Source organism: Vibrio rhodolitus, assembly GCF_003350325.1.
GTDB classification, from domain to species: domain Bacteria; phylum Pseudomonadota; class Gammaproteobacteria; order Enterobacterales; family Vibrionaceae; genus Vibrio; species Vibrio rhodolitus.
Map to the genome: position 1 here is coordinate 235,712 of NZ_QLYZ01000004.1, position 12,985 is coordinate 248,696.

The 12,985-nt window shown below is 42.7% G+C and carries 11 protein-coding genes; 9 read left to right on the forward strand and 2 right to left on the reverse strand.

What is annotated here, in order from left to right; translation table 11 throughout:
- The first annotated feature begins 28 nt into the window (after positions 1–28).
- Positions 29–178 (forward strand): hypothetical protein, encoded by a 150-nt coding sequence (locus DPF93_RS06360; RefSeq protein ID WP_114765373.1) that lies wholly within the window; start codon positions 29–31, stop codon positions 176–178.
- A gap of 127 nt (positions 179–305) precedes the next feature.
- Here DPF93_RS06360 and DPF93_RS06365 read toward each other — a convergent pair whose 3' ends face one another.
- Entirely contained in the window at positions 306–704 is a 399-nt protein-coding gene (locus DPF93_RS06365; protein WP_114765374.1) for a hypothetical protein, read from the reverse strand.
- A 164-nt stretch (positions 705–868) separates the two neighbouring features.
- Between DPF93_RS06365 and DPF93_RS06370 the strand changes: the two genes are divergently transcribed.
- The 8 genes from DPF93_RS06370 to cas6f all read left to right on the forward strand — a co-directional run bounded on the left by DPF93_RS06370 (position 869) and on the right by cas6f (position 10,979).
- Positions 869–2,356, forward strand: coding sequence for an N-6 DNA methylase (locus DPF93_RS06370; protein WP_114765375.1), 1,488 nt, complete (start codon positions 869–871; stop codon positions 2,354–2,356).
- Positions 2,356–4,128 (forward strand): restriction endonuclease subunit S, encoded by a 1,773-nt coding sequence (locus DPF93_RS06375; RefSeq protein WP_114765376.1) that lies wholly within the window; start codon positions 2,356–2,358, stop codon positions 4,126–4,128. Before DPF93_RS06370 ends, DPF93_RS06375 begins: the two co-directional genes overlap by 1 nt.
- A 60-nt stretch (positions 4,129–4,188) precedes the next feature.
- The gene (locus DPF93_RS06380; protein WP_123777520.1) at positions 4,189–4,800 is read left to right on the forward strand and encodes a hypothetical protein; all 612 of its coding nucleotides are present in this window, start codon (positions 4,189–4,191) and stop codon (positions 4,798–4,800) included.
- Positions 4,801–4,825: 25 nt separating this feature from the next.
- Complete coding sequence (locus DPF93_RS06385) at positions 4,826–5,818, forward strand: PDDEXK family nuclease (RefSeq protein WP_114765378.1); 993 nt, start codon at positions 4,826–4,828, stop codon at positions 5,816–5,818.
- Between the two features lie 161 nt (positions 5,819–5,979).
- Positions 5,980–7,191, forward strand: a complete 1,212-nt coding sequence (locus DPF93_RS06390; RefSeq protein ID WP_114765379.1) for a TniQ family protein — start codon at positions 5,980–5,982, stop codon at positions 7,189–7,191.
- 15 nt (positions 7,192–7,206) lie between these two features.
- Positions 7,207–9,303 (forward strand): type I-F CRISPR-associated protein Csy2, encoded by a 2,097-nt coding sequence (locus DPF93_RS06395; protein WP_114765380.1) that lies wholly within the window; start codon positions 7,207–7,209, stop codon positions 9,301–9,303.
- A 13-nt stretch (positions 9,304–9,316) separates the two neighbouring features.
- Positions 9,317–10,354, forward strand: coding sequence for a type I-F CRISPR-associated protein Csy3 (csy3, locus tag DPF93_RS06400; RefSeq protein ID WP_114765381.1), 1,038 nt, complete (start codon positions 9,317–9,319; stop codon positions 10,352–10,354).
- Positions 10,355–10,364: 10 nt separating this feature from the next.
- On the forward strand, positions 10,365–10,979 hold the full coding sequence (cas6f, locus tag DPF93_RS06405) for a type I-F CRISPR-associated endoribonuclease Cas6/Csy4 (protein ID WP_114765382.1): 615 nt from the start codon (positions 10,365–10,367) through the stop codon (positions 10,977–10,979).
- A 382-nt stretch (positions 10,980–11,361) separates the two neighbouring features.
- Here the strand turns inward: cas6f and DPF93_RS06410 are convergent, their stop codons facing one another.
- On the reverse strand, positions 11,362–12,762 hold the full coding sequence (locus DPF93_RS06410; RefSeq protein ID WP_114765383.1) for an RNA-binding domain-containing protein: 1,401 nt from the start codon (positions 12,760–12,762) through the stop codon (positions 11,362–11,364).
- Positions 12,763–12,985: the final 223 nt, after the last annotated feature.

Sequence of the window (12,985 nt, forward strand, 5' to 3'; positions counted from 1 at the left end):
AATAACGATATTTCTTAAGGATAAAATCATGACTAAATCAAAAGCTCCAATGACACCAGAAGCCGCTGCTCGTATCCAAGGTAATGCTGCAAAACAAAATGGCGGTCAGGTTCCTAAAGGTGATTTCGCAGGTCGTGCGCAGCGCGCTGCTGCTAACAACCAAAAGCAATCAAAATAGAAGGAATCATCATGAATAACCAAAACCCAAATTACCCAAGTAAAACCGGTAACCCGTCCGGTCCGGGGCGTGGTAACACACCTAAACGCTAATATTTAAAAGAGAGGTAGCATAATGCTGCCTCTTTTTATGAGCACCCTCTAGCATGTTGTCTAAAAGTACTAAAGAACTTAGCTTGATCTGATTTGTAGTCGGAATATGTCACATCGCTTTCTGTTTTTTCTAATGCGCATAAACAAGTTTCCCGCTTACTTTCATACCAACTGACCGACACCATGTTTTTGCTAGAATTTACGCATGTATCCACGATGGCATATTCCACTTCTAGTGGGTATCTTTCTTCATCTCGAGCGTTTTCTAATGCATAAGCACCTACAGCGCCAACCCACAAAGCCGCGCTGGCAGAAACCAGCTTTCGCTTGCTGAATTTATAGCCTTTGAAGTTTTTCTTACAATCAGTACAAGAGATGTTTTCAGCAAACTCTATTTTGTTGCCTGCCTGGCAATGTGGGCATTCTATTTCCATTATCTAGCCATTATTTTTGATTATCGTTGTATGAAGTTGGTTTAGTATTCGCTTGTGTGATTAAAACATAATCGTTCGTATAATTTAATGCTTGCCACTTAAATTCTTCGATCTAAGTTCTGATATAATCTCGCCAAATTTTCAGTTAGCTAAAGTAGTAAACCATGTCGATCAGTTCAGTAATCAAATCTATTCAAGACATCATGCGTAAAGATGCCGGTGTTGATGGTGATGCACAACGCCTTGGGCAAATGTCTTGGTTGTTATTTCTTAAAGTGTTTGATGCTCAAGAAGAAGAGCTAGAGCTAGAGCTGGTCGATTACAAAACGCCGATCCCTGAGCAATATCTATGGCGCAATTGGGCACAAGATGCAGAAGGTATTACTGGCGATGCATTGCTTGAGTTCGTAAACGACGACTTGTTTTATAAACTGAAAAACCTGACCGCACCAGTGGATCTCAATCCGCGTGGCTATGTGGTGAAAGAAGCGTTTAGCGATGCGTTCAACTACATGAAAAACGGCACATTGCTGCGCCAAGTGATCAACAAACTCAATGAAATCGACTTCACTGATTCTAATGAACGTCATCTGTTTGGTGATATCTATGAGCAGATCCTAAAAGACCTGCAAAGTGCAGGTAACGCAGGTGAGTTCTACACTCCGCGTGCAGTCACACGTTTTATCGTTAACCGATTAGACCCGAAACTGGGCGAAGCAATCATGGACCCTGCAACGGGTACAGGCGGCTTCCTTGCATGCTCATTTGATCACGTTAAAAACAACTACGTGAAAACCGCAGCTGACCATAAAACGCTACAAAAGCAAATTCACGGCGTGGAGAAGAAACAACTTCCGCACCTGCTTTGTATTACCAATATGATGCTACATGGCATTGAAGTGCCTGTACAAATCAAACACGGCAACACGTTAAACAAGCCACTTTCAAGTTGGGACAGCAACATTAACGTGATTGCGACCAACCCGCCATTTGGTGGTACCGAAGAAGACGGTATTGAAAAGAACTTCCCTGCAGAGATGCAAACCCGTGAAACGGCAGACTTGTTCCTGCAATTGATTATTGAGGTGTTAGACCCTGCCAATGGTCGTGCTGGTGTGGTATTGCCAGATGGCACCTTGTTTGGTGAGGGCGTCAAAACCAAAATCAAAAAGCTGCTGACTGAAGAATGTAACCTGCACACCATTGTGCGCCTGCCAAACGGCGTGTTTAACCCTTACACGGGCATTAAGACCAACATTCTGTTCTTTACTAAAGGTAAGCCTACTAAAGACGTTTGGTTCTACGAGCACCCATATCCAGAGGGCGTGAAGAACTACAGCAAAACCAAGCCGATGAAGTTTGAAGAGTTTCAGGCAGAAATCGACTGGTGGGGCAAAGAAGAGGATGGCTTTGTCAGCCGCGTAGAAAACAACCACGCGTGGAAAGTCTCGATTGATGAGATCATCGCCCGTAACTTCAACCTTGATATTAAAAACCCGTATCAAGGTGAAGTGGTCAGCCATGACCCAGATGAACTGCTAGCAAGCTACCAAGCGCAACAGCAAGAAATCACCGAGCTGCGCAACCAACTGAAATACATTCTGGGCAATGCCCTCTCTTCATCAGATCAAGCTGCGGATGAGGTGAAGTAATGTCTGCAGAACAACTGATCACTGACCATATCGATATCTGGACATCGGCTGTACAGGCGAAATCATCTTCAGGGCGCGGTAGTGGCAAAAAGCGCGAGCTGTACGGCATTAAGAAATTGCGAGAGCTGATTTTGGAGTTGGCGGTCCGTGGGAAATTGGTGCCGCAAGATCCGAGTGATGAACCTGCTTCTGTGTTGCTTGAACGAATTGCGGCTGAAAAAGCACGGTTGGTTAAAGAGAAGAAGATCAAGAAGCCGAAGGCGCTGCCCGCCATCGAGGACGAAGAGAAACCGTTTGAGCTGCCCCAAGGGTGGGAGTGGGTCCGCTTGGGCGTAATTGGCAATATATTCAATGGCAACAGTGTTAGCGCTCGCGTAAAAGAGCAGAAGTACTCTGGTGGCGTTGGGTTGCCATTCATTGCTACTAAAGACGTTGGATACGGCTTTCAAGAACTTGACTATAAAAATGGGATTCACATTCCTGTCGGGGAGCCCAAGTTTAAGATTGCCAGAAAAAATGCTGTGCTCGTTTGCGCCGAAGGTGGAAGTGCAGGAAAAAAGTGTGGCATCGCAACTGAGGATATATGTTTTGGCAACAAGCTTTTTGCCAATGAGCTTTATGGCGGAGTGTCGCCGAAGTTCATTTTATCGAACTATCTGGCCCCCTATTTCTATGCTCAGTTTTCTGAGTCTATGACAGGGATCATTGGGGGTATTTCAGCGTTAAAGTTTAATGAGCTTTTAGTTCCAATACCGCCTCTTCAGGAGCAAAACCGCATTGTCACCAAAGTCGACAAGCTAATGGCATTGTGCGACCAACTGGAACAGCAAACCGAAGCCAGCATTGATGCCCATCAGGTATTGGTAGAAACGCTGCTGGCAACGCTCGCCAACAGCCAAGACTCCACCGAACTGATGGCAAACTGGGCACGCATCAGCGAACACTTCGATACCCTGTTCACCACAGAGCAAAGCATCGACCTGCTAAAGCAAACCATCCTGCAACTGGCAGTAATGGGTAAGCTGGTACCGCAAGACCCAAATGATGAACCTGCGGCAAAACTGCTCGAACGTATCTCGGAAGAAAAAGCGCAGTTGGTGAAAGAGAAGAAGATCAAGAAGCAAAAAGCATTGCCACCGATTGCTGAGGATGAAAAGCCGTTTGAACTGCCTAGTGGGTGGGAGTGGGCTCGAGTTTTTGACGTTTCTTTGTTGAGTGAGTATGGCAGTTCACAGAAGACCGTGGCTGAATTACCAGACGGAGTTCCTGTTTTAAAAATGGGTGATATTCAGGCTGGTAAAGTAATTCTGGGAGAGCACCAAGTCGTTTCTGCACAAATCGAAGATTTGCCAAATCTATATCTAAAGTTCGGTGACGTTCTATATAACCGTACGAACAGTGCCGAACTCGTAGGTAAAACAGGTATCTTTGAAGGAGAAGATGATGTTTATACATTTGCATCTTATCTAATTCGAATCCGTTGTAGCTTCAATAACGTGATGCCTGATTATTTGAATTTGTGTATGAACACACCGCTATTCAGAAAAACCCAGATAGATCCGCATATCAAGCAACAGTGTGGACAAGCGAATGTAAACGGCACGCTAATGAAGAGCATGCTCGTATCAGTGCCACCAGTTAGAGAACAGGCGAGATTGATGGCAAAAACCAAAGAGTTACTCTCATTTTGCGACCAACTAAAACAATGCCTCCGCGACAGCCAACAAACCCAGCTTCAGCTTACTGATGCTGTTGTTGATCAGGTGCTGTAATACTTCTCTCTATTTCTAAACATCGCAGCCACAAGGCTGCGATTGTTAATGACATTGAACATGAATCAATTAACGAAATTATTAGCTTCACTAGAACAGCAGAAAGTTACGCTAAATATTCGTGGGTTGCTGTATAACAAAGTCGATAAAACTCCAAAAAATACATACATTTTTACCCATTCAGATTCGTTAGATAGGCTCGAAGCCCAACTGAGTTTTCTCGATAAACTTTTCCAAGACGACCGTCTTTTCGACCCAAGTAGCAAAAATGTCAGGAACAATTCATATCAATCGAACATAAATTTTATTGGGCGTTTAGCCAGCAAGTCTAAAATAAATATAGTGACCAACTCTGCAATCACGACTATTCAGACAAAACACAAATTGAGTATCGAGGAAGCGACGGAAATGGAAGCTCTGTTGTGCCAAATGCGACCGATGAACTTTCGAACAAGCAAGCAATTATCAAATTACATTGTTCAACATAAGCTAGGGAATAAATACCCAACTATTTCTGGTATAGCCCGAATGACAAATGGGTATGACGAATGGAATTTTGATGGTGGTTTTCCACCAGAAATCTATAAGATTATATGTCGAGAGTTGCAACTATCTAACCAAGGAACAAATAGTTGGATTGTTGGCTTTTCGTCATTCGGGTCTATGAAGTAATTTTATTTTTCAGTGTTGGACAACAATGAGCCTCTATAACATATCAAACAAAAACCTAATCGCTTTAGCTCAAACTAATTTTGCCGCCGAAGGGCTGCAAGAGCGTCAGGATCTGCAAGAAGCGCTTAAAGGCTGCATCGAAGCCATTGCCCCAGACTGCCTCGTGATCTCTGAAGAGTTTTCCGACTGGGAAGACAGCCGCAGACGTATCGACTTACTAGCCATTGACCGCAACGCTAACTTGGTAGTGATTGAGCTGAAACGCGATGAAATCGGTGCACACATGGAGCTTCAAGCGCTTCGCTATGCTGCGATGATTTCCACGATGACGTTTGATAAAGCCTGTGAGTACTTTGAGCGTTACATCGCTAAAGAGGGGCTAGAAATCAATGCCCGCGAAACCATTCTAGAGTTTGTCGACTTAGATGAAAGCAGTTTGGATGACTTTGGGAACGACGTCCGTATCGTGCTTGCCTCCGCTGATTTTGGTAAAGAATTGACCACATCCGTCCTTTGGCTTCGCGACAAGGGCATTGATATCAGTTGTGTTCGTCTTACACCATATCGCTACAAAGACGATGTGTTAATTAACGCAGAGCAGATCATCCCTGTACCAGAGGTTGAAGCGTATCAAGTCAAATTCCGCGAGAAGCAGGCAGAGCAACGCACCAGTAAAAAGGGGCAGCGCGATTACTCGAAATATCGATTTAATGGCCAAGTTTATAACAAGCGTAACTTGGCATTGGCTGTTTTGACACATTGGATTGAACAAGAAAATCCTCAAAGCCTATCTGTCATCAAGGATGCGTTAAAAGACTATAACTTGCCTCGTGCCGTTGCTTTGTTTGAGGAAATCGCTGACAAGCATATGAGCCGTTACCATTCGTCGGAATGTGACTTAATCACTTTGGCTTCTGGTGAGCTTATTGCCATTTCAAACCAGTGGGGTGACAACATTCCAAGGCTGTTAGATGCGGTGAAAGCGTATGGTATTGAAGCAGAGAAACTTGAGAATTGATATTAATTAGGGGCTGAGATAACCCCTAATTTTTTGTGTTCTGAGTAGGAATTTTACGCTGTGAAGTCTCATTTCACGAATTAGTTGTTTCTTCTAATGGCAATAAAATCAAACTACACCATACTAAAACTTAGATTATCTAAGTTTTAGTATGGTGATATGTGAATACGGACATTCAGTTATACCCAGATGAATCGCTCGAGAGCTTTTTGCTGCGAATATCGCAGGAGCAGGGCTACGAGCGATTTTCTCATTTCGCTGAAGACATCTGGTTTAACACTATGGATCAGCATGAAGCGATTGCTGGAGCTTTTCCCTTAGAGCTTAATCGCATCAATATTTATCACGCGCAAACGACCAGTCAAATGCGAGTACGCATTCTCATTCACCTCGAAAACCAGCTAAAGCTCAATAACTTTGGTGTGCTGCGGCTTGCTCTTACCCATTCGAAATCTCAGTTCTCTCCTGATTTCAAAGCGGTGCATCGTTTTGGTGTGGACTACCCCTTTGCTTTTCTGAGAAAACGCTTCACGCCTGTTTGCCCTTTGTGCTTGGTTGAAGATCCTTATATCCGCCAGCATTGGCACTTTATTCCGCACCAAGCTTGTGAGCTGCATGGCTGCAAGCTTATTCATCGCTGTCCAGAATGCGATGCCTTACTGGAATACCAATCAACAGAGAACACAACTCGGTGTGAGTGTGGTTTTAACTTACTTAAGTCATCGACGGAGCCCGCGCCAGAGTCAGAGCTATTAATCGCTCGCTGGCTTTCTGGGGAGAATTTAGAGATGGTTGGCTTAATGAGTAAAGTGATGACCATCTCTGAGCGATATGGCTTGTTGCTTTGGTACGTTAATCGCTATGGGGAACTGGAAGACATCAGCTTTGATGCCTTTGTTGAATACTGCGCAGCGTGGCCGAAATCACTGCATCAAGATTTGGATTCGCTTACCCAAAAAGCAGAATGGATTCGGATTAAGCCATGGAAGCAGGTGTTTTTCTCAGAGGCTTTTGGGCCGCTTTTCAAAGAGTGTCGCAACCTCCCAAGTCGACAGTTGAATAAGAACAACGTGCTCGTTGAAGTATTACATTACTTCACTCGGTTAGTGGCTGATAACCCGTCATCAGCGAAAGGCAATATTGCAGATGTTCTGCTTAGCCCATTAGAAGCATCGACGTTACTTTCTTGCACTACCGATGAAGTGTATCGGCTCTATGAGTTTGGTGAAATCAAAGCGGCTATCCGGCCCAAAATGCACACTAAAATCGCTAGCCATGAATCTGCATTTACGTTGAGAAGTGTGGTGGAGACGAAGCTGACGCGAATGTGCTCAGAAAGCGATGGTCTGAATGTTTATCTTCCACAGTGGTGATTCGGAGCAGTGATAATGATGAAACTGAGTGACGTATTAGCAATTGAAGATAAGGCACTAAAACAGGCTACGTTAAAAAAAGTGTTTATGCCTTATTCTGACAATATCGAGATTGATGGCTGTGAGGAAGAGGCGTTAACTGTATTGCTTAACTTAAGTGCTCATCATAAAGGGGCACCATGCAGCGATTGGTTGGATACCGAAAAAGCTAAAAGTTACCTGAGCCAGCAAGAGAATATCGATAAGTCACGAGGCGAAATAAAGTGGTTTCATACCCATAATTTGAAGTATCCAGATTGCCGTGTCAGTGAGCAACGGATCATTGGCGAACCTCTTACCGCTGCTGATGCTTTTATTTCAAGTGCTAAGTTACCACCAAGCTTAGGTTGGTCTCACAATTCGGCAGTTTACAAGCACACAATTTGGCTATTGAACCCTTTCTATTGGCAGTTTCAATTCGTCAGTATTGTTAGCTTAATCCAGCAGCAAAATCCGGTTTGGTTAGAATTACTGCAAGCGTTTGGTTTGAGTGCCAAATCACTTGAGCTTCTTAGCGCAGAAATAGAATTACAGCTTTCATCAACAACATTGCCAGCCGAAGTAAATACCTATTCTAAACAGCAGCGGTTCCCTTGGAACAACGACTATTTGTCTGTTACGCCCGTTGTTAGTCATGCTATGCAAGCTGAGCTTGAACATCGTCAACGAGACTATAAGAGCAATCTCAAGTTTGTGACTATGTCACTGCCTAATTCAGCAAGCATTGGCAATTTGTGTGGCAGTGTGGGTGGTCACATGAAAGTGTTGAATTACCCTCTAGATGTTGAATCCATCTCAAATGATTTACTCGATAAACAGACATTAGCAGCGAACAGACAAAAGAGTGAACGGTATTTTGATGATTACCAAGTTACGAATGCCAAAATTTGCGAAATCCTAAATCGTTTAACAGGTGCAGAGCCACTTAAAACCCATAAACAAAGAGCGAAAGCACGAAAAGACCAAAGCAAGATGTTGAGAAAGCAGATCGCTCTGTGGATGCTGCCTGTGATTGAGTTGCGAGATCGTGCAGATAGTAATGAACGAGAGCGAATTATTCATGAAAGCGATCGGTTAATTCATGACTTTTTAACCTTACCTGAAGCGGAGTTGCCTTCGCTAGCGAGTCAATTAAACCAACGTTTACATTTAACCTTTCAAGAGAACAAATTTGCCCGAAAATATGCTTATCATCCTAAGCTGATGCAAGTGGCGAAGGCTCAGATCGTTTGGGTTCTTGATAGGCTGAGTCAGCCTGAGCCAGAGGGATATGTTGGAGGTGAGGAGCAGTATATCTACTTATCGTCATTGCGTGTGCAAGATGCATTGGCAATGAGTTGCCCGTACTTATGTGGCGCGCCATCGTTGACCGCAATTTGGGGTTTTGTTCACCATTATCAAAGAGAATTTAATCGTCTTACCAATGCTGATGTAGCTAGTGATTTCTTGGGGTTCGCGTTTTATGTGCGAAGCCAAACTATCACCGCAACAGCGAAGCTGACAGAACCTAATTCACTAGCAAAATCTAAAACCGTTTCAAATGCAAAACGTCCAACGATTCGTGGTGATAGACTCGCGGACTTGGAAATTGATTTGGTTATTCGTGTTCAAAGTAACGGCAGAATGTCGGATTACTCTTCAGAGCTGAAGAATGCACTGCCGCTATCATTGGCAGGAGGTTCGGTATTCCAACCTCTCATGTCGTCTAAAATCGATTGGTTTAGAATTTTTAACAGCCGTTCTAGCTTGTTTAATACCTTAAAAGGGCTTCCAGCTTATGGGCGATGGTTATACCCCAAAGAGAAGCAGCCCGAAACTTTTGATGAACTGGAATTAATGCTACAAGAAGACGTGAGCTGTCTTCCGATTTCCAATGGCTACCATTTATTGGAACTGCCAACACCGAGAAAGAATGCTCTTAACGATCTGCACGCTTACGCAGAAAATACATTAGGTCTGGCAGAGCAAGTAAACCCAATAGACATGCGTTTTGCTGGAAGCGATCATTTTTTTGATCTGGCGTTCTGGTCGCTAGAATGCAGTCCTACAACTATTCTTATTAAAAAATCATAGGAATGAGTCGCTTATGGAATTGTGTAGCCAATTGAATTATGTCAGGTCACTTTCTGCGGGTAAGGCGTGTTTTTACTATCTAACATCCAGCGGTGATATGTGTCCTTTGGCTATCGACAAAACGCGTTTACGGGCACCAAAAGGTGGTTATGCGGAAGCGTATAAAGGCAGTAAGTTCACTCAAAAGAATGTAGCCCCTCAAGATTTAGCTTATGCGAATCCTCAGTTTATTGAAGAGTGCTACGTTCCACCGAGTACCAACGAAATAGTCTGTGAGTTTTCACTTCGCATTAAGGCCAATTCGCTACATCCTGATGTGTGTAATGATGAGGGGGTCCGTCAGCAATTGACGTTGCTAGCCACTCGTTATAAAGAGCTAAATGGATACCAAGAGCTTGCTGAAAGATACGCCAAAAACATTCTGCTGGGGACTTGGCTATGGCGAAATAGAGAGTGTCGTGGTATCGCGATTGAAGTGATAACGAGTGATGGCGAAACCATTGTTATCGATAATGCAACTAAGCTATCTTGGTACGGCAATTGGGATGAACAATCTACGCAGAGTTTAGAAAAGTTGGCAAGTTACTTGTCTCGTGCACTGTCTGATTCAACGCAATATTACTATATGGATGTGAAGGCGTTACTGTCGGTTGGGCGTGGGGATGAGGTGTATCCAAGTCAGGAATTTTTGGATTCTCGACAAGATGGCGTACCAACTAAACAATTAGCAAAAGTTCGTCTGAGCGATGGACAAGAGACGGCGGCCTTTCATGCGCAAAAAATTGGCGCAGCATTGCAGTCAATTGATGATTGGTGGCACGAAGAGGCAGATAAGCCATTGAGGGTGAATGAATATGGTGCTGATCGAGAATACGTTATTGCGAGGCGTCATACTCAAACTGGCAATGATTTCTACCAGTTAATTCGCCATACCGAAGCATGGATAGATGAAATGGATAAGTCTAAAACTGTACCCAATGATGTTCATTTTATTATGTCGGTACTTATCAAAGGTGGCTTGTTCAATAGCTCGAATAGTACATCGAAATGAGGTGGTACTGATGACCAAACGATACTATTTTTCGATACGCTACATTCCTTCACATGCAGACTTTGGACTTTTGGCCGGTCGCTGCATTCAACAGATGCATATGTTTATGGTTAATAACCCACAAGCTCTGAATAAAGTAGGGGTTTGTTTTCCCCATTGGAATGCAGTGGATATTGGCGACAACATAGCGTTTGTTATGGAAGATAAAGAGATGTTGTTAGGGCTCTCTTTTCAGCCTTATTTCTCAATGATGGAGCAAGAGGGCGTCTTTGAAGTATCAAAAGTGTATGAGGTTCCTGAAGGTACACCTGAAGTCAGGTTTGTACGTAATCAGACGATTGGAAAAAGTTTTATTGCTTCCAAGCAACGACGGATGAAACGTAGTATGGTGAGAGCTGACGCGAGATCTGAATTATCAGCCACGGAATATATTCCCGTTGCTGAAGAAGAACGAGTCGTCGACCACTTCCACCGTGTACCAATTTCAAGCGGTTCGTCTGGTCAGGAATACATATTACATGTTCAAAAAGAGTTCGTAGATTCTAGAGAACAACCTAATTTCAACAGCTATGGCCTTGCAACGAATCAAGAAAAAAGAGGAACCGTCCCTGATCTTAGTATTTAACCCTTTTTTACAGTTTGTTTTTATTTAACCATAAAACAGTGAGTTACAAGAGGTGTTAGAAAAAGGGTAATTTCATGGATTTATGGGCTTTGATCAGATGATCAGACGGTTATAGTCTATAGTTAACAGTGACCTGCCGTATAGGCAGCTAAGAAAATAAGCGCTGCGGGCGAAATCAAAACAACTCGGTGACCTGCCGTATAGGCAGCTAAGAATAGGTCAGGAAGAAAACAACCTACCTGCTGAACAAGCAGTTTTAATCAAACCCACCAAGGTTACACTTGGTGGGTTTGTTTTTGATAAATCATTGTTGCCCCAAGACGTGTTTAGGACGTATGAAATGAACCATCATGATGGTTTAGTTTAGTTGTGTGATGCATAGCTATTTTTGGTTTGGCTCTGCTAAAATCCACCTCACATGAACGCCTGTTGACGAGTCTTTTCTTTTGATCAACTTTTTGTCTCTTAGTCGTCCAAATTGATAAGTGACTTTTTCAGAACTATCTATTCCTAATAAATCTCTAGTTTGCCTATTACTAATTTCGCCATGTTTTTCCAGAAACTGGAGTATAAGCTTTTCAGGTTCTTGATTAAGACTATGTCTGAGGATAATTTTTACGTAATTTCCGTCTTCAATTATCTCTGGTTCTTTCAATCCTAATTCCTTCATTCTCTGGAATGCAGTATTGATGCCTTCGCCCAAATCTTTATTTGGGGAGTCCTTATATTTCGATAATATTCGAACTAGTTTTGAGTTTCTAGAAAAGCGGTTCTCAAGTATGTTGTCAGCAGTGACAAAGCCTGCGAATCGCCCTGGGCTTTTAAATTCAATACGGTTATTAAATATACTCACATGTACGTGATCTGAAATGGAGTAATCTCTGTGTAAAACTGTGTTGACGAGGATCTCCCATATTGTTTCTTTAGGGTATTTTGTCTCCACCAATCCTTCAATTTTCCATACTTTGTTTTTAGTTAAAAACTCGCTAATCACATTATATGCATCATTGATCTGTTGGTATAGTGCTCCTTCAATAGAAGCATTGTCGTCCGTAAGGGCATCTCTATCTATATCGTCATCCGCAGTATCGTAGCGTACGACTTTAATAGCACATTGTTTAGGAAGGGCAACCGATGGGTTTTCATGGAATAACAGTATTGAAGCTACAGTAGGAACCCACTCAGGCGTGATTAGTTTTTCTTTCGAGAGAAAACTGATAGGTTCCGGAGCTCGTAATGGTAGATCAGATAAAAATCGTTGAAGCTCATTACTTTCATCTAGTTCTTCTATTCTACATTCATGTATGAGGGAGTCTTCTTCTGATTTGATCCCCTTTGCATGTGTTAATTCAAGAATTTTAACGGGGGCAGTTACTGGTTGAGATTGAGCTCCGACTCTGACATATATCTTCTTATCAGCAGTTTCATGAACAGCTAAACCTTTATTTATCTTTAAACGTAATACATAGTTTCTAGATTCATTGACTCGCGTTAAAAAATCAAATCGAAAGTCTACAGAAGGAATAAGCTCGCTGAGAGCTTGTATTAAAGAATTGAACTCTTCCGTCGTTTCTCTACCTTGCCATCGCTTTTCAGGTGTTGGTTCATGCTTTTCATCGGCAATACCAATAACAACTTCTCCACCATCGGCGTTAGCAAATGCAACTGCTATTTTTTGGAGTTTGCTTCCTTTCAAGCCAAATGCCTTGCGGTCAAAGAAATGATCTTCATCTTTCGTACAATAATAAAGTGCTTCATCCTCTTGTAGTTCTACGATTTTCAATTCCTTTGCGCCTCTAACTATAAAAACAAAAACTAAATCCTATTGTGCATCGTGTTTATCAGTCAACGGTTTCATACTTAAAGTGTTATATGGCACATGTGGAGGCAGGAACAATCTTAAAATCAAACACATATTAACGTTATGATCTTGATAATCATGCTTAAAATAACCAATATTCAACAAATATCTACCCTACTAATCCCCCCTTATTTATTGAACTAGA

What these genes read in the sequence shown, in the direction of transcription:
- DPF93_RS06360 (WP_114765373.1), top strand. Translation starts at nt 29, where the DNA reads ATGACTAAATCAAAAGCTCCAATGACACCAGAAGCCGCTGCTCGTATC.
- DPF93_RS06365 (WP_114765374.1), bottom strand. Translation starts at nt 704, where the DNA reads ATGGAAATAGAATGCCCACATTGCCAGGCAGGCAACAAAATAGAGTTT.
- DPF93_RS06370 (WP_114765375.1), top strand. Translation starts at nt 869, where the DNA reads ATGTCGATCAGTTCAGTAATCAAATCTATTCAAGACATCATGCGTAAA.
- DPF93_RS06375 (WP_114765376.1), top strand. Translation starts at nt 2,356, where the DNA reads ATGTCTGCAGAACAACTGATCACTGACCATATCGATATCTGGACATCG.
- DPF93_RS06380 (WP_123777520.1), top strand. Translation starts at nt 4,189, where the DNA reads ATGAATCAATTAACGAAATTATTAGCTTCACTAGAACAGCAGAAAGTT.
- DPF93_RS06385 (WP_114765378.1), top strand. Translation starts at nt 4,826, where the DNA reads ATGAGCCTCTATAACATATCAAACAAAAACCTAATCGCTTTAGCTCAA.
- DPF93_RS06395 (WP_114765380.1), top strand. Translation starts at nt 7,207, where the DNA reads ATGATGAAACTGAGTGACGTATTAGCAATTGAAGATAAGGCACTAAAA.
- csy3 (WP_114765381.1), top strand. Translation starts at nt 9,317, where the DNA reads ATGGAATTGTGTAGCCAATTGAATTATGTCAGGTCACTTTCTGCGGGT.
- cas6f (WP_114765382.1), top strand. Translation starts at nt 10,365, where the DNA reads ATGACCAAACGATACTATTTTTCGATACGCTACATTCCTTCACATGCA.